This window comes from Rhizobium sp. CFBP 8752, from assembly GCF_014842035.1.
GTDB lineage: Bacteria > Pseudomonadota > Alphaproteobacteria > Rhizobiales > Rhizobiaceae > Neorhizobium > Neorhizobium soli.
The window spans coordinates 441,903-458,893 of the sequence record NZ_JACYUZ010000001.1 but is presented as its reverse complement, the minus strand read 5'-3'; the positions used below and the strand labels follow the sequence as shown (position 1 = coordinate 458,893).

Below are 16,991 nucleotides of genomic sequence, written 5' to 3'. Positions count from 1 at the left end.
AGAGAAGAACTGGCTCGGCTCCCTAGTGGAACCGAGCCAGCTCCGTTTTGGGCAGCCGCTATCGCCGGCACGACTTATTTCCTTGTGACGTGAAAACATGGCGCCGAGCAACGAGCCCCACATGGGGCTATCCCTGTGGCTCGACATTCGCGAACAGCCCGATGCTTCGATCATCGGGCCTCCGCGTCATGAGGGGAATTGGTAGGCCCGACCTTCAGTCGCTGGCGCCTTCGAGCGGAAAGCTCAGGCGGTACTGAATGCGATCGTTGGAGATCACATATCGTGCCTTGCCGTTGACGGACGCAGGTACCACCCGTTCGAGAACGGTGCTGCCGAAATGCGATCGCATCCCATCCTCGCTGACGTCGACGCTGTCGTTTTCTATCAACGCCTCGTCCCAGACGATCTCAAGAACGTCATGCCCATCCACGTGCACCCGGTTGGCCGCCACTTCGATCGGCAGGCGGCTGCGCATGACGGAGCCGTGACTGACGGCGTTGACCACCAGCTCGTGCAGTGCCAGCCCCACATGCAGCGATGCATTGGGCGTCAGCAGCACGTTGTCACCGCCCATGCGGACGAGATGCTTGTTATCAGGAAGATACTTTTCGGTCTGTTGCTGAACCAGATCGAAAAGATAGGCGCCGCGCCAACTCGAATCGGTGATAAGGTCCTGACTCTGCGACAGCGAATAGAGCCGCCCACGGAACTTGTGCAGGAAAAGATCGAGCGACCCCGAGTAGCGCGCCGTCTGCAGCGCGATGCTCTGGATGATCGCAAGCAGGTTCTTGGAGCGGTGACTGACTTCGCGCAGCAGGGCCCGGAGCAACCGCTCACGATGCCGCTCTTCCGACCGGTCATTGATCGTGGTGACCAGATGCAGGTTCCCGCCTTCGACGCCGACGGCCTGGACGCGGAATTCGAAGACCTGGTCCGAACCCGCCGTGACCTCGATATGGCCTTTGCGGCCAAGCTCGGTCATTTCCGATTTCAGCGTGTGGAGTTTCGCGGCCACGTCGTCGCCGAACAGGCTTGCATCGCTTGGCGCATCCACGCCTTGAAGCGACCAGACCTGAGGCAGGTTGGCAACGAGGAGGTAATTCTGCTGGGTGTCCTGGATAATGATGCATGCGCCGAGATCAATCAGCGCTGGCATGAAAAACTCACGCAACTTGTCATCACTCTGACCAGCTTGCTGCCATGTCAGCGGATGCGTCACTTGGTAAACTCCGTTGCGACTTCCAGGCGAACGGAAGTCTGAATATAGACTTCCGCAACTCATTCAAGTTCAAAATCTTATAAAGTGTCGGTCTTGTCGAAACAACCCAACCCTTTGGTAATCCTTAGCTCTAACGAGACGTACCAACCAGGCCAAATCTCTTTTTCAATATCCGCCGGTAAGTATCCCACGGACGCTTTAAATCAAGGGGAGACATCGCTCGGCATCATAACGGGAAAGCAAGCGGGGCGTTCCGATATCCCAGAACGCCTCTCTTTGGGGTTTGTTCCTGCCTAAAATCGATCGATGGCAGATAGATCAGGCAGCAGCCTTAACCGCGTCATTGAAGAACAAGGCCTGGCTGATCAGAGCCTTCACCATATCCGGATTGAAAGGCTTGGTGACGAGGAAAGCAGGCTCAGGCCGCTCGCCGGTCAGCAGACGCTCCGGGAATGCCGTGATGAAGATCACAGGGACATTGGAGGACTTCAGGATCTCGTTGACCGCGTCGATGCCGGAGCTTCCGTCCGCCAGCTGGATATCGGCGAGAACCATCTTCGGCTGCGATGTCTGGAACAGCGATACCGCTTCCTTGTGGGTACGGGCGATACCCGTGACGCGGTGACCAAGGTCCTGTACCATCTGCTCGATGTCGAGCGCGATCAGCGGCTCGTCTTCGATGATCATGATATCGGTCGCGACCTGGCGGGAGATTTCGCGCGAGGCTTCGTCGAGAAGCTTGTTCACTTCACCAACGCTGATATCGAGAACTTCAGCCGCTTCCTCGATCGTGAAGCCTTCGACCGAAATCAGAAGGAAGGCATGACGGGACTGCGACGGAAGGTTCGAAAGGTTAGCCGCTGCGCGCTGTTCCCAAGCAAACGGCGAGTCGATCGGCCGGATCTCGATTGAAGTGGAACCAAAAATTGCGACAAACAGTTTGTAAAGCGATACACGATCCTTAGACGACTCCGGAAAGATGGAGACGTCCGCGATCAGGGCCTCGAGGACCGCCGCGACATAGGCGTCTCCCGATGTCTGCGATCCGGTAACGGCCCGCGCATAGCGGCGCAGATATGGAAGATGAGACGCAACGCGTGAGGTCAGTGACATAAAAAAATACTCCCCGGGACCCAATGAGGGCAATTGACGGACTAATAACGTGGGTACTTAAAAAAAGTTCCGCAAGGGTGGAACTTTTTTTCGATCCGCGAATTGTGAGGTGACGATATCGAACAGGCCATTTGAGTGATGAGTGACGACAACACAAAAAAAGATGACATGACAACAAGCCAATCTCAAGAAGCAAGGCCTGGGTCAGTGTCTCCCAACGCCTCGATCTCTCGCAAACTGCGTGAATTTTATGACGCAGTCCAGGAGGAGGGTATCCCCGATCGCTTCCTCGATCTGCTCGAACGGCTCGACCATGCCGAGCGCAACGCCAAGTCGGTGGATGCGAAATGAGCAAGGAAGAAGACAACGACGATCGCATTTTTAAGCGCGACCTTTTGGCATCGCTGCCGAACCTGCGCGCTTTTGCCGTCTCGCTGACCGGTCGTCACGACAAGGCCGATGACCTTGTCCAGGACACGATCATGAAGGCGTGGGCGAACCAGAAGAGCTTTACGGCCGGCACCAACATGCGGGCCTGGCTGTTCACGATCCTGCGCAACGAATTCTACAGCCAGATGCGCAAGCGTGGCCGCGAAGTGCAAGACAGCGACGGCCTGTTCTCCGAACGATTTTCCGTGCACCCCGAACAGTATGGTCGCCTCGACCTGCAGGACTTTCGTGCAGCGCTCGACAAGCTTCCGGACGATCAGCGCGAAGCGATTGTTCTCGTCGGCGCAGCAGGCTTTGCCTATGAGGAAGCGGCGGAGATCTGCGGTTGCGCTGTCGGCACGATCAAGAGCCGTGTCTCGCGCGCTCGTACCCGCTTGCAGGAGCTGCTTGGCGTATCCGGCGAGGTCGATTACGGCCCGGATGCCGGTGACGCAGCCATCACGTCCCGCGCCTTCGGCGGCTGAACGTTCAGCGAAGTACATGTAAACTCATAGACGCCGCCTTCACGGGCGGCGTTTTTGTGTGTTTCGCGTAGCGCCAGACAACTGCCCTCCCCCGTGTTTGCAGAATTCTGAATAGCACGCATCCCTTCGCTCCGCGCGAGCGTCGACCAGAGCCTCATGACAATCCGACAAGACACAAAAAAAGCTGCCGGAATTTGTCCGGCAGCTCGATGATCGAAAGACGAGTAACGGCTGGTGTTACTCTCCAGGATTTGTAAAGCGACGACGCGTCCTGCCACCGCTCAGGGCGAGGAAGCCGAGGCCCCCCGCGATCGATGCAAACATCAGGGGCTTCGACTTCAGAAGAAGCGGAACCGCTGTGAGTGCTGCCGTCAAAGCCAGCGTCTTGCCGCTATTGGCGGCCACTGCCTGCTTCTTGCGCTTGACTTCCGCTCTCGCGGTGAGCGTCACCGAAAGGTAGAAAATCACGGCCAGCAGCAATGCGCCGCCTGCAACCACCAGAAGCGCTATGGGAAGGCCCCAGAACTGCGACAGATGAACGGCAAGTGCCGCAACGCCCAGCACATAGGCCGTCAGCACGAAAAGTGCAGCGAGCCCATACAGCATGATGTTGCGCTTCAGCCGCTCCGTAAATGCCGCAATATCCATCGCGGCAAACGAAGCGATAAGGGGACCAAGGCCCATCATCTTTAGCGACGCGACAGGAGAGCGAAGACGAAGCCAACGCCGGCTGCGATCGCGATCGACTGGATCGGTGCCTTGCGGATCTTCGCTTCCAGGTCGCGCTCGAACGAGATCGCCTGCTCGCGGGCAGCTTCAACCATCTGCATGGACGCATCGGTCGCATCGGATGCGGCGCGACGGGCCTTGCCCTTCACTTCACTCGCCGTGCTGCTGCCGACGGCGCCGACGGTCTTGGCAAGCGACGAGATATCTTCGCGGAGCTGCTGCAGCTGCGCTTCGATGTCAGACGTCGTAGCAGCACCGGCGGCGGTGCGAGCGCGGGCAATTTCGGCATTCGTGGAAGTAGCTGCGGCCATGGAGATCTCCTGTTTCTACGGATCTTGGCGCCGCGCGGAAGGCGCGGGCTTTGCGGAAAGGTTCAAACGACATGCAAACTGTGAGGCTAGGCGAAGATCGGGATATCAGGCCCAGTCATGTTCGAAAGGATGCCTCTCGCACATCATACTCCACCAGACGCAAAGTGCACGCATTCGTCTGCCAAAATGAAACGCGGCGAAACCGTGAAGGTTCCATCGCCGATTTTTGCGCTCGGACCGTCACTCGATGCGCAGATCAGGGCGTAAGTCTCGGCTCTGGCCAGTTGGTCACGCCGCCGGTCCACTGCTCAAACGCATGCGACAGCTTCAGAACGAGCACGTCTGCGAACCGGGGCCCGACGATCTGCATCCCGATTGGCATTCCGCTGCGGGAGAAACCGCAGTTGATCGAGGCGGCCGGCTGCTCCGACATGTTCCACGGCACCGTGTAGCCGATATGCTCGAACGGTTTCAGAGGATCGTTGGTCGGCGATGCCCAGTCGGCCGGATAGGAGACGATCGGGTTGGTCGGCGACAAAACCGCATCGACGCCGGAGAAGAGTTTCGCACAGGCCTTGCGCATCTCGATCGTCTGGTTGAAACCGCGCACCGCCTCCACGCCGGAAACCGAAGCGCCACCCTTTGCCCATTCGAAGATGTAGGGCAGGATCTGCGCCTTGCGCTCGTCCGGCATCGCCTCGATATCGCCCCAGAACCGCGCCCGCCAGAAACTGTCGAGCCCGTCCAGCATCGTCCGCGTCATGACGGGCGCAACCTCCACGATCTCGGCCCCCGCCGCCTCGAACCGCTTTGCCGCAGCCGTCACCGCCGCGCGGACCTCGTCGTCGAGAGAGATCCCGATGCCCGCATCCAGCATAAGCCCGATCTTCATCCCCCTGACGTCGATGTCGAGATCCACCCAGTCGAAGGCGTTGGGCGGCAGCGATGTCGCGTCGCGCCAGTCGGGGCGCGACAGGGTCGCCATGGCGATCGCACTGTCTTCCACCGTCCGCGTCATCGGGCCGGCACAGCGCCCGACAAAGAACGGATCGACCGGAATGCGGCCCTGGCTGGGCTTGAAGCCGAAAAGCCCCGTCCAGCCGGCCGGCAGCCGGATCGAACCGCCGATATCGGTGCCGATATGCAGGGGTCCGAAGCTCGAAGCCGCAGCCGACGCCGCGCCGGCACTGGATCCGCCCGGGTTCTGCGTCAGGTCCCAGGGATTGCGGCTTAAGGGGTGAAAGCTGGAAAGCCCTGACGACAGCATGCCGTAATCGGGACATGTGGTCTTTGCGAAGATCACCGCGCCGTCCTCGCGCAGCCGTGCAGCGGCCGGCGCATCGCTGGCCGCTGCCGTCAGCTCCGTCGCGGCGGTTCCGAGCGGCACCGGATGCCCTTTCGTGGCGATCAGTTCCTTGATCGTCACCGGAATGCCGTCGAGCATCCCCAGCGTCTCGCCCTTCGCCCAGCGCTCGGTGGAGGCTTTCGCCTGTTGCCGTGCGCTGTCCGGATCGTAGAGGTAGAGCGCCTGAACTTGGTGTTCGAACGCCGCAACCCGTGCCTCGACCACCTCCCAGTATTCGAGCGGCGAAAGCTTCTTCTGCGCATAAAGAGAAAGTATGTCCCGGATCGTCAGTTTCAAAAGGGCGTTCATGAAAAGTCTTTCACTCAGGTCGTCGTTTGAAAATCATGGTGTCGAGCGCGGATCGAGAAGGTCGCGCAGACCATCGCCGAGCATGTTGAGGCCCAGCACCGCGATCGCGATCGCCAGCCCCGGCATCAAGGCGAGCCAAGGCGCCTGCCCAAGGAACGTCTGCGAATCCGCAAGCATCCGCCCCCAGGTCGGGTTCGGCGGCGGCATGCCGAGCCCGAGATAGGAAAGCCCCGCCTCGGTCAGGATCGCGAGACCGAGCTGGATCGTCACCTGCACGATGATCTGGTTCGAAATATTGGGAAGAATGTGAACGAACGTGATCTTCAGTTTCGAACGCCCCATGCCGATAGCCGCCGCCACATAGTCGCGCGTCCAGATCTGCCGTGCCGCGGCAAGCGTCAGCCGTGCAAACACCGGCACCATGAACGTGGCGATGGCAATGACCGCCGTGAACCGGCCGGATCCAATAAAGGCGCCGAGCATCATCGCCGACAGGATCGGCGGAACCGCGAAGATGATGTCGCAGCCGCGCATCACGATCTGTTCGACCCAACCGCGCCGCATTGCCACCACGGTGCCGACCGCCGTGCCGATCGTGGCACCGATCGCCACCGCAAGCAGCGCCGTCGACAGCGAATTCCAGGCGCCGACCATCAGCGCGGAAGCCACATCGCGTCCGAACTGGTCGGTCCCGAGCAGGCCGAATTCGAATGGCGGCTTCAGCTTGTGGACGATGTTCATCTTCGACGGCGGATAAGGCGTCCAGACCAGCGAAAGCAACGCCACTAGAAACAGGAACAGCGTCACGACAAGCCCGGCAAGAAGAACGGGACGGCGCAGAAGTTGCCTCATCTCACCCCCACCCTCAGCCGCGGATCGATCACCAGGTAAAGAAGGTCGACGAGGAAATTGACGACGATGACAAGGGCTGAGAAAAACAGGACGACGTCCTGCATGACAACGATGTCACGCTGCGCCAGCGACTGGTAGGCAAGCCGTCCGAGACCCGGCAGGTTGAAGACGTTTTCGACCAGCACTGCACCGGCGATCAGAAAGGTGAACTGCATGCCGATCATCGTCACCACAGGCACAAGCGCATTCGGCACCGCATGGCGCCAGAGTGCCGCCCCCTCGCCCAGCCCCTTGGCGCGGGCGGTGCGCACATAATCCTCGTTCATCACGTCCAGCACCGCGGCCCGCGCAACGCGTGTCAACACGCCCGCCTGCGGCAGCGCCAGCGCGATCGCTGGCAGCAGCAACGCCTGCAACCCGGCCAGCAGCCCCGCGTCCCAGCCCGGAAATCCACCCGCCGGCATCCAGCCGAGCAGCGTCGAAAACAGGATGATCGACAGCAACCCCACCCAGAAGGCCGGCACCGCGATACTGACATAGGACACCGCGCCGACAATGGCATCGAACATGCCGTTATGCTTTTTCGCCGCCTGCACGCCGAGAGGAACGGCAATTCCGACCGAGAGTAGAACCGCCATCAACGCCAACGGCAGCGTCACCGTCAACCGCTCCGCAATCAGCCCCGCGACCGGTACGCCATAGGTATAGGACTGCCCGAAATCGCCCTGAAAAACACCCCATAACCAGGCGAGATAACGCATCGGCAGGGGCTGATCGAGCCCCATCTGGGTTCTGAGCGCCGCCAGCGTTTCCGGGCTTGCTGACGTCCCCAGCACAATCGCCGCGGGATCACCCGGCAAGAGATCCATGACGACGAAGATCAGCAGCGACACGACGAGAAGCGTGACGATGAGCGACAGGATGCGGCGGATAAGGATGGAGATCATGGGCCGCACCCTCCAACATCCACCATGCCTACGCCAGTCGCCCCTCCCCACCCTCCCAACAAGGGGGAGGGCTTAACCCAGCCGAACCGCCGGGCCACGATCGAGGCAATCGGGTGCCGCATACCTTCTCCCCCCTTGTGGGGGAGATGGCCGGCAGGCCAGAGGGGGATTTCAGTCATCCGCGATTAAGCCCCATCTTTCCCAAGGCCACCTCATCGCAAAGCTTAACGCCTCTCGCGTTGTCGGAAACGTCACCGGCGCAGATCACGGCGAGACGCATCGTCATTCTTCCCAGAACACCTCGGTCAGCACGTTCGATGGGATCGGCTCGTTCTCCCACAGCCCCTTCAGCTTCGCGTCCCATATGCCGAGCTTCGGCATTACGAACAGGAACAGTGCCGGCACGTCCTCTGCGAGGATCGTCTGCGCCTCGCCGTAGAGCTTGTCCTGTTCCGCAGGATCGGCGGTCGCCTCGACCTTGGCGAGGATCTCGTTGAAGGCGGGGTTCTTGTAGTGGAAGTAATAGGGGTCGCGGGCGTAGATATCGATGTCCATCGGCTCCGCATGGGCAACGATGGTCATGTCGTAGTCGCCGGCTTTCAGCACGTCCGATACCCATTTTGCGGGAAACTCGGTCGTTTCGATATTCATCGTCACGCCGATTTCGGCAAACATCGCCTGCAGGATCTGCGACGAGCGCTGCGCATAGGCCATCTGCGGCGCCTTCATGGTGAAGGAGAAGCCGTTCGGATATCCGGCCTCGCTCAAAAGCGCCTTCGCCTTTTCGGCGTCGTAGGGGTAGACGCCGGTGAGGTCCTTGAAGCCGCGGTCGTTCGGCGTGTAGTGGCTGCCGATCGGCGTGCCGTAACCCGACCATGCACCTTCGACAACGGTCGCACGATCCACCGCCATCATCAGCGCCTGGCGAACCTTCTTGTCGTCGAATGGCTTGCGCGAATTGTTCATGCCAGCCACGACCTTGAGCTCGGTATTGCCGATCACGGTCGTGAGCTTCGTGTCGCCCTCGAAGGAGGAGACCAGTTCCGGCGCGCCGAACTCCGGAAACGCGTCGACATCGCCGGCCTTCAGGGCCGCTGCCTGCGCCTGCGGATCGGCGATGAACCGGAAAACCGCTGTCTCGAGCTTCACCGAAACGGACTTGTTCCAGTAGTCAGTGTTCTTCGCCAGATCGACCTTCGAGCCCTTCTGCCAGGACACGAACTTGAACGGACCGGTGCCGACCGGCGTGGTCTTGTTGTCGGCAGCGGATTTCGGCTCCACCATCACCGAGGCCGGCCAGCCGAGCCAGTAGAGCAGGCTGCCCGCCGGCTGCTTCAGCTTCAGCACCAGCGTTGCGGCATCGGGCGTCTCCACTGTCTCGATCGAGGCGAAATAGCGCTTCTGCGGATTGACGCTGTCGGCGCCGCGAGCCCGGTCGATCGCAAATTTCGCAACGGACGAGTCGAAGGCGACGCCGTTGTGGAAGGTCACGCCCTGGCGCAGCTTGAACGTATAGGTCTTCCCATCCGAGGAAATCTCCCAGCTTTCCGCAAGCTGCGGCTGCACCTTGCCGGCGCTGTCGACCGTCGTCAGGCCCTCAAAGATATTCTGCCAGCTCACCTGCCCGATCGCGACAGGGGCGGCAATCGTCGGATCGAGACCGATGGGTTCGATCGTCATGCCGATCGTGACCGACGTCTTTGCCGCGGCAAACGCCCCGCTTCCCATCGAGGCGGCAAGGCCAAGCGCAACAGACGCCGCAATCACGCTCCGGCGCGAAAACACACCCCAACCAGCAACCGTCTTCATGGCATTGTTCCCCTGCTTATTGATCTCTTGACCGCGATCTTACGGGCATTTCGCAGGTGCACAATAGCATTCTGCCGCCCGCCACAAGGATTAGCCGCGGCTGAAGCCTTCGCTCGCCACCAGCAGCTGTCGGGTGTAATCCGCCGAGAACTCGCGGTTTTCCAGCGCCTGCGCCGGCACGGTTTCCACCACCTTGCCGCTCTTCATCACCGCAAGACGGCCGCACATATGGCTGATCACACCGAGATCATGGCTGACCATCACAAAGGTCAATCCGCGGTCGCGCTTTGCCTGCTCCAGCAAATTGAGGATTTCCGCCTGGATCGACGCATCGAGCGCCGAGGTCGGCTCATCCAGCAGCAGGATCTTCGGTTCGAGGATGAGTGCCCGGGCAATCGCAATCCGCTGCCGCTGGCCGCCGGAAAGCTGGTGCGAATAGCGGAACCGGAAACCCGCTCCCAGCCCGACCTCATCCAGCGCGCGGGCAATCCGCACATCGACATCGGTAAAGCCATGAATCGCCAGCGGCTCCAGCAGCAGCCGGTCCACCGTCTGGCGCGGATGCAGCGATCCGTAGGGATCCTGGAACACCATCTGGACGGTGCGGTAGAATTCCTTGGTCCTCGCCTGCCCCGAATAGGTCTTTCCCGCGACCGTCAGCGTGCCGCTGTCGAACCCTGCCAGCCCGGAAACGGCGCGCAACAGCGTCGATTTCCCCGAGCCCGATTCACCGACGATCCCGAAACTTTCGCCCTCTTCCACATCCATGCTGACATGATCGAGTGCTGCAAAATCGTCATAGGTGACGAGCATGTCCCTGATGGAGATGATGGCACTCATAGCGACCACTCCGGCTTGCGGTCGAGCACCGGCAGCGGATGCCGGTTCGAGCCTATCGTCGGCAGGCAATTGAGAAGCCCGAGCGTATAGGGATGGCTCGCCTTGGAAAGATCGGCAGACGCCAGTTCCTCCACCACCCGTCCGGCATACATCACCAGCACCCGGTCGCAGAAGGAGGAGACCAGACGCAGATCGTGAGACACGAAGATCAGCCCCATGCCGCGCTCGGACACCAGCTTGTCGAGAATGTCGAGAACATCGAGCTGCACGGTCACGTCGAGCGCCGAGGTCGGTTCGTCGGCGATCAGAAGCTCCGGCCCGCAGATCAGCATCATCGCGATCATCACCCGCTGCCCCATGCCGCCGGAAACCTCGTGCGGATAGAGATCGTAGACGCGGCCCGGATCGCGGATCTGCACCGCTTCCAGCATCGCAATCACCCGCTCCTTCGCCTGCGCTCCCGAGACTTTCTCATGGGTCTTCAGCGTTTCGACGATCTGCCGGCCGATGGTCATGACCGGATTGAGCGAATATTTCGGGTCCTGCAGAATCATCGCGATCTGCTTGCCGCGAATATGCCGCCGCTCGGACTTCGGCATCGACAGAAGATCGCGACCTCGAAATTCCAGCTTGTTCGCGGTGATCTTCGCATGCCCCGCCGTCAGCCCCATGATGGCGCGACCGGTCTGCGACTTGCCGGAACCGGATTCGCCGACGATGCCGAGACGTTCCTTGCCGAGCGTGAACGAAACGCCTCGCACAGCGGTTACCTCGCCGGTGCGGGTCGGAAACGTCACGCGCAGGTCGTCGACCGCAAGCAGCGGCGCTTCGGTGGTAGCAGTCATGTTGACGGAAGGATTGCCCATCATCATTGGCCTTTCTCCGTCATTGTCCGGCCTCCTTCGGATCCAGCGCATCGCGCAATCCGTCGCCGAGAAGGTTGAAGCCGAGGCTGACGATCAGGATGGCGATACCGGGCATGGCGGCTACCCACCACTGGTCGAGAATGAAACGGCGACCGGATGCGATCATCGCGCCCCATTCCGGCAGCGGCGGCTGTGCACCGAGACCCAGAAAGCCGAGGCCGGCGGCGGTCAGGATGATGCCCGCCATATCGAGCGTGACGCGCACGATCAGCGACGACATGCAGAGCGGCATGACATGGCGCAGCACAATGCGGAATGGCGAAGCACCCATCAGCTTCACGGCCGAAATGAATTCCGAGTTGCGGAACGTCATCGTTTCGGCGCGGGCAATACGCGCATAGGGCGGCCAGGACGTGACCGCGATGGCAAGCACCGCGTTCTCGATGCCGGGTCCCAATGCCGCCACCAGAGCAAGCGCCAGCACGAGCTTCGGAAAGGCGAGAAAGATGTCGGTGATCCGCATCAGGACCGCATCCACCCAGCCGCCGGCATAACCGGAGACCGTGCCGACGATCAGCCCGACTGGCGCGGCGATGACAGCCACCAGCACCACGACGAACAGCGTCAGTCTTGAGCCGTAAAGCAGCCGCGAGAGAATGTCGCGGCCCTGGTCGTCGGTGCCGAGCAGGAAGCCGGCCGAACCCGGCGGCAGCAGCCGGGAATTGCGCAGGTCGCCCTGCACCGGGTTATGCGGCGCAAGAACATTGGCGAAGATGGCGATGAAGATCAGGCCCAGAATGATGAACAGGCCGAGCAGCGCCAGCCGGTTTTCGGAAAACTGCCGCCAGACCACATAGGCACGGCCGATACGCGCCTGATGACGCGAGGCCGGCCGGTCGGACAAAAGCCACGCCCGGCTATAGGGTTTCAACGGTTCAACGACACTCATCGGCGCGTCCTCGGGTCGAGCGTCCGATAGAGAAGATCGGAAAACAGGTTGATGGCGACGAACACCATGCCGATCACAAGCGTGCCGCCGAGCACCGCATTCATATCGGCATTTTGCAGCGAGTTGGTGATGTAGAGGCCAAGCCCCGGCCAGGAGAAGATGGTCTCGGTCAGAACCGAGCCTTCCAGCAGGCCCGCATAGGACAATGCGATGACCGTGATCAGGGGCACGGCCGCGTTGCGCAGCGCGTGGAACCAGATGATCCGCGTTTCCGACAGGCCTTTGGCCCGCGCCGCGACCACATACTCCTGCGAAAGCTCGGTCAGCATGAACGAGCGCGTCATGCGGCTGATATAGGCGAGCGAGAAATAGCCGAGCAGACATCCGGGCAGGATGATGTGACGGAACAGGTCCCACACCACCTCCCACTCCCCCTGCCAGATGGCATCGACCAGAAAGAAGCCGGTCGCGGACGTGAACGTGTATTCGTAGGCGATATCGATCCGGCCGGGATAGGCGACCCAGCGCAGCTTGGCATAGAACACGACAAGCGACAGCAGTCCCAGCCAGAAGATCGGCACCGAATAGCCGATCAGGCCAATGATGCGCACGATCTGGTCGGCGATCGAGCCGCGCTTGACGGCCGCCAGCACGCCGAGCGGCACGCCGATGACGGCACCGATCAGCGTGCCGATCGTGGCAAGCTCGATCGTTGCCGGAAACACCCGCGCGATATCGGTCATCACAGGGTTCGTCGTCAGCACCGAGGTGCCAAAATCGCCGGTCAGCGCCTGTTTTATGTAGATCCAGAACTGATGATAGAGCGGCAGGTTGAGGCCCAGTTGCTCGCGCACCCGCTCCACCACATGGGCTGGCGCCCGGTCACCGACGATCGCCAGCGCCGGATCGATCGGCACCACGCGGCCGATGAAGAAGGTAACGGCCAACAGGCCGAGAAAAGTGGTCGCCGCGGTGATCAGAAACCGCAGCGTACCTTTGACAATGGAGGGAGCACGGCGCCTGTTGCGCCGTGTCACAGTCGTTACATCAGGAAGCGTCAAGGAAATCGTCCCCTATCGGCTATTCCTTCGAGACCGGAGCAACGAAGTTGGTGTCGAAGCTCGGGCCGAGCTTGTAATTCTTCACCTTGGATGAATAGCCGGCCACTTCGGTCTGCTGGAAGACGATCACGAACGGGCTGGTGGCGAGAACCTTTCTCTGCAGGTCCTCGTAGGTGGCCGCGCGCTTGGCGGCATCCTTTTCGAGAAGCGCACCCTTGCTGGCGTCAGACAGTTCCTTCGGCACGTCCCAGGCATTGCGCCAGGCGAGCGTCTTCGTCGTGCCGGTATCGGCATTGTCAGGATTGACTGTAAACGTCTCGGCATTCGAGTTCGGATCGAAATAGTCCGAACCCCACTGGCCGATATAGATGTCGTGGGTACGGGCGCGGAACTTGGTCAGGGTCTGCTTGCCATCGCCCGGAATGATTTCCAGCTTGATATTGGCCTGCGCCAGCGTCTGCTGCACGCTTTCAGCAATGCCGGTCACCGGCTGCGTGTTGCGCACGTCCATGGTCACGGTAAAGCCGTCAGCCAGACCCGCCTTGGCCAGCAGTTCCTTCGCCTTGGCCACGTCCAGCTTGTACGGGTTGTCGGAGAGAGCGCCGAGCTGGCCCTTCGGCAGGAAGGTCTGGTGGATTTCGCCGATACCCTTGATCAGGGTCGCGCCGATCGCATCGTAGTCGACCAGATACTTCATCGCCTCGACCACTTCCGGCTTGGCGAGGTTCTTGTTCTTCTGGTTGAGGCTGAAATAGTAGACGGTACCCTTCGGCGCGGACGTGAGAGCGATGCCCTCCTTCTTCGACACGGCATCCATGTCGTTCGGCTCGAGATTGCGGGCAACATCGATATCGCCGTTCTCCAGCGCCAGGCGCTGGCCCGAGCTTTCCTTCATGTGGCGGTAGATGACCCGCTTCAGCTTCGGCTTTTCGCCGTAATAATTGGGGTTGGCTTCCATCACGACGGCCTCGTTGGCGCGCCAGGCGAGAACCTTGAACGGGCCGGAGCCGGCATAGCCGGTCTTCATCCATTCGTTGCCGAAATCGGTGTCGAACTTGTATTCGGCAGTCGGGGTGACGGACTTCGCATGTTCCATCACCACCTTCTTGTCGACCACGGCGGCGACGGTTGCGGTCAGCACGTTGAGCACGAAGCTCGGCGCATAGGCCTTGTCGACGATGAAGGTAAACGTATCGGCGCCGGATGCCTTCGCCTTTTCGGTGACGTTGTCAGCCTTCAGGCCGAACTGGGTCAGAAGGAACGCCGGCGACTTGTCGAGCTTGACGGCGCGCTCGAACGAGAAGGCGACGTCTTCTGCGGTGATCGGGTTGCCGGACGCAAATTTCAGGTTGGGCTTCAGCTTGAACGTATAGGTCATGCCATCGTCGGACACCGTCCAGCTGTCGGCGAGATCGCCGATCACCTTCGACGTGTCGGACGGATCGAGCGTCACGAGCTTGCTATAGCTGTTGGCGGTCACCTCGGCCGCCGAAAGCTCGAAGGCTTCGCCCGGATCGATGCTGATAATGTCGTCGATCGCAAAGCCTTCGACCAGCGTATCGGCCGGCGTTGCGGCCATCGCCTCTCCGGAAAGACCATAGGGTGCGGCAAACGAAAGCAGCGACAGCGCGGCGGTCGCCGACAGCATTCGAAGAGTGTGGGAGCGAAGATGAAGCATATGATTTCCCCTGTTCCGTACGTTGCGGAAGCCTGTTTCTAACCCGTTCGAAGCCCGTCTTCCGAGCCTATTCCTGCCAAGCCTTGCCCAGAACCCTCAACCAGTTTTCACGGCAAAGCTTTGCGAGATCCTCGTCAGCGTATCCCTCAGTTTTGAGGGCCGCAACCAGATTTTGATTGCCTGCAGCATCGCTGATCTGCTGCGGTATCGTGGCGCCGTCGAAGTCCGATCCAAGCGCCACGCAGTCGATCCCCATCCGCTCGACCATGTAGTTGATGTGGCGCACCATGTCGGAAAGCGGGGTCGCCGCATCGTCGCGCCCGTCGGGCCGCAGCATGGTCACCGCATAGTTCAGCCCGGCCAGACCGCCACTTTCCTTGATCGCGTCCATCTGCCTGTCCGTCAGGTTGCGGGCAACCGGCGTCAGCGCATGCGCGTTGGAATGGCTGGCGATCAGCGGCTGGTCGCTGGTCTTCGCCACATCCCAGAACCCCTTTTCGGTGATATGCGAAAGATCGATCGCGATCCCGAGACGATTGCATTCCGTCACCAGCCGGAAGCCGGCATCGGTCAGCCCCGGCCCCGTATCGGTCGTCATCGGAAAGGCAAACGGCACGCCATGGCCAAAAATGTTGTGGCGGCTCCATACCGGCCCGAGCGACCGCAAGCCCGCCGCATGGAACACGTCGAGATTGACAAGATCCACATCGATCGCCTCGCAGCCCTCCATATGCATCACCGCCGCAAACACACCATCCGCCATCGCCTTGCGGATCTCCGCCACCGACCGGCACAACCGCCAAGCCCCTGCCCGGTCTAGCCGCAGCGCGATGGAGGCCATTTCCAGCGCTATATCCAGCGACGGCGCATAATCGAGCGGCGCCGCCAGCGGCGTCGCATAATATCCATCCGCATCCGGATCCGACAGAACCAGATCGCCCGAGGGAATGTAGATGGCACAAAGCCCCCCACCAAGACCGCCCTTTTTCGCGCGCGGCGCATCAATATGCCCCCCCGCCGTCCCCCCGGCAAACTCCGCCACCGGATCCCCACCAGCCTTCATGTTCCGCCAAAGCCGCAAAAGCACATCGTTATGGCCGTCGAACACCAATTGCATGATTTCATTCCCGATATCGTGATTGTCAGAAGCGGTGGGTGATCGCGATCCTATCCCGCCGGCCGTGTTTCGCAAGGTGGAAATGCGCTCTGATGCACCTGTCGAAATCATAGCCAATCAAGAGCTCCCCGCATTGCGGACGCGATGGCACTGGATTCCTGTGACAAGCTCCCTCATCACTTTGCTCGTCACAGGAACCCAGCCGCGCGAAGTCCTTCGCGTGAGAGAACACTTTTTGGACAGACATCACAAACCCCACAACCCCTCACCCGCCGTCACCAGCATCGGCGTCCCGAACACTCCCACGACCTTCTCCCGCCACTCGGCGCCATACCCGTCGAGCCTGTCATGCCAGCGCACCGATTGCAGCATTGCCGCCCCGATCGCGACCGGTTCGATGCCCTGCGACGCCAGCAGCGTCAGACCGGCGACGATCGAGGTACCGGAGGAAATGACGTCGTCCACCAGCACCACGCGCTTGCCCGTGATGAGAGGCAGCATGCGCGGATCGACATAGAGGCGCTTCACCTGGTCGGGCGTGGTGATCGATGATAGCGGCACGGACATCGCCTCGTCGTACCAAAATTTGCGGGAGGTCCCGAGGGGAACGTAGCGTGGCAGGCCGAGCGCGCGGGCGACGGCTGCCGCCAGAGTGAGGCCGAGCGTCGGCAGGCCGACGATCACGTCGGGGCGGTAGGGTTCGAGCTTCTTTGCAAGGTCCGCAGCCAGCGCATCCTGCACCTCGAAACTCGCCTGGTTGATGATCAGCGAGGCGAGCGCGTGTTTGCCGTCGGAAAGCGGGCGGATCGGCAGGCGCAGCTGCCGCCCGTCATCGAGGCTGACGGGAAAGAACCCAGAAAACGGCGCCTCGCATGAAAACGTGCCCGCCGGATGCATCTCCTGCCAGAAGTCGTGCGGCTGCATGAACGCCC

Annotated in this window: 17 protein-coding genes; 2 read left to right on the top strand and 15 right to left on the bottom strand. The window is 61.1% G+C overall.

The window, feature by feature from the left end; translation table 11 throughout:
• Nucleotides 1-214: 214 nt before the first annotated feature.
• Nucleotides 215-1,156 (bottom strand): HWE histidine kinase domain-containing protein, encoded by a 942-nt coding sequence (locus IFT59_RS02115; protein ID WP_244474087.1) that lies wholly within the window; start codon nucleotides 1,154-1,156, stop codon nucleotides 215-217.
• Between the two features lie 381 nt (nucleotides 1,157-1,537).
• Complete coding sequence (locus IFT59_RS02110; protein ID WP_062461304.1) at nucleotides 1,538-2,332, bottom strand: response regulator; 795 nt, start codon at nucleotides 2,330-2,332, stop codon at nucleotides 1,538-1,540.
• Between the two features lie 168 nt (nucleotides 2,333-2,500).
• Between IFT59_RS02110 and IFT59_RS02105 the strand changes: the two genes are divergently transcribed.
• Together IFT59_RS02105 and IFT59_RS02100 are read left to right on the top strand one after the other, a co-directional pair.
• Entirely contained in the window at nucleotides 2,501-2,683 is a 183-nt protein-coding gene (locus IFT59_RS02105) for a NepR family anti-sigma factor (RefSeq protein WP_062461941.1), read from the top strand.
• Nucleotides 2,680-3,246: an RNA polymerase sigma factor gene (locus tag IFT59_RS02100; RefSeq protein WP_062461307.1), complete on the top strand. Its 567-nt coding sequence runs from the start codon at nucleotides 2,680-2,682 to the stop codon at nucleotides 3,244-3,246. Before IFT59_RS02105 ends, IFT59_RS02100 begins: the two co-directional genes overlap by 4 nt.
• Nucleotides 3,247-3,483: 237 nt before the next feature.
• On the opposite strand, the gene IFT59_RS02095 is transcribed toward IFT59_RS02100, so the two are convergent.
• The 13 genes from IFT59_RS02095 to IFT59_RS02035 all read right to left on the bottom strand — a co-directional run bounded on the left by IFT59_RS02095 (nucleotide 3,484) and on the right by IFT59_RS02035 (nucleotide 16,983).
• Nucleotides 3,484-3,930, bottom strand: coding sequence for a hypothetical protein (locus IFT59_RS02095; RefSeq protein WP_113469344.1), 447 nt, complete (start codon nucleotides 3,928-3,930; stop codon nucleotides 3,484-3,486).
• A gap of 5 nt (nucleotides 3,931-3,935) precedes the next feature.
• Nucleotides 3,936-4,286: a DUF883 family protein gene (locus IFT59_RS02090; protein ID WP_062461311.1), complete on the bottom strand. Its 351-nt coding sequence runs from the start codon at nucleotides 4,284-4,286 to the stop codon at nucleotides 3,936-3,938.
• A gap of 256 nt (nucleotides 4,287-4,542) precedes the next feature.
• Nucleotides 4,543-5,940, bottom strand: coding sequence for an amidase (locus IFT59_RS02085; protein WP_192085961.1), 1,398 nt, complete (start codon nucleotides 5,938-5,940; stop codon nucleotides 4,543-4,545).
• A gap of 33 nt (nucleotides 5,941-5,973) precedes the next feature.
• Nucleotides 5,974-6,792 carry an ABC transporter permease gene (locus IFT59_RS02080; protein ID WP_092659649.1) on the bottom strand — a complete coding sequence of 273 codons (819 nt, stop codon included), beginning with the start codon at nucleotides 6,790-6,792 and terminating at the stop codon, nucleotides 5,974-5,976.
• Complete coding sequence (locus IFT59_RS02075; RefSeq protein WP_192085959.1) at nucleotides 6,789-7,739, bottom strand: ABC transporter permease; 951 nt, start codon at nucleotides 7,737-7,739, stop codon at nucleotides 6,789-6,791. The genes IFT59_RS02080 and IFT59_RS02075 overlap by 4 nt, the downstream gene beginning before the upstream one ends.
• A 282-nt stretch (nucleotides 7,740-8,021) precedes the next feature.
• A complete protein-coding gene (locus IFT59_RS02070) occupies nucleotides 8,022-9,548 on the bottom strand; it encodes an ABC transporter substrate-binding protein (protein ID WP_062582017.1) in 1,527 nt (508 codons plus the stop codon).
• Between the two features lie 90 nt (nucleotides 9,549-9,638).
• On the bottom strand, nucleotides 9,639-10,388 hold the full coding sequence (locus IFT59_RS02065) for an ABC transporter ATP-binding protein (protein WP_192085957.1): 750 nt from the start codon (nucleotides 10,386-10,388) through the stop codon (nucleotides 9,639-9,641).
• On the bottom strand, nucleotides 10,385-11,233 hold the full coding sequence (locus IFT59_RS02060; protein WP_192087078.1) for an ABC transporter ATP-binding protein: 849 nt from the start codon (nucleotides 11,231-11,233) through the stop codon (nucleotides 10,385-10,387). The genes IFT59_RS02065 and IFT59_RS02060 overlap by 4 nt, the downstream gene beginning before the upstream one ends.
• Before the next feature lie 40 nt (nucleotides 11,234-11,273).
• On the bottom strand, nucleotides 11,274-12,203 hold the full coding sequence (locus tag IFT59_RS02055; RefSeq protein WP_192085955.1) for an ABC transporter permease: 930 nt from the start codon (nucleotides 12,201-12,203) through the stop codon (nucleotides 11,274-11,276).
• Complete coding sequence (locus IFT59_RS02050) at nucleotides 12,200-13,240, bottom strand: ABC transporter permease (protein ID WP_446737822.1); 1,041 nt, start codon at nucleotides 13,238-13,240, stop codon at nucleotides 12,200-12,202. Before IFT59_RS02050 ends, IFT59_RS02055 begins: the two co-directional genes overlap by 4 nt.
• 43 nt (nucleotides 13,241-13,283) lie before the next feature.
• Nucleotides 13,284-14,942: an ABC transporter substrate-binding protein gene (locus IFT59_RS02045; protein WP_192085951.1), complete on the bottom strand. Its 1,659-nt coding sequence runs from the start codon at nucleotides 14,940-14,942 to the stop codon at nucleotides 13,284-13,286.
• Between the two features lie 67 nt (nucleotides 14,943-15,009).
• Nucleotides 15,010-16,059, bottom strand: coding sequence for a dipeptidase (locus IFT59_RS02040; RefSeq protein ID WP_192085949.1), 1,050 nt, complete (start codon nucleotides 16,057-16,059; stop codon nucleotides 15,010-15,012).
• 246 nt (nucleotides 16,060-16,305) lie between these two features.
• The gene (locus IFT59_RS02035) at nucleotides 16,306-16,983 is read right to left on the bottom strand and encodes a phosphoribosyltransferase (RefSeq protein ID WP_192085947.1); all 678 of its coding nucleotides are present in this window, start codon (nucleotides 16,981-16,983) and stop codon (nucleotides 16,306-16,308) included.
• Nucleotides 16,984-16,991: the final 8 nt, after the last annotated feature.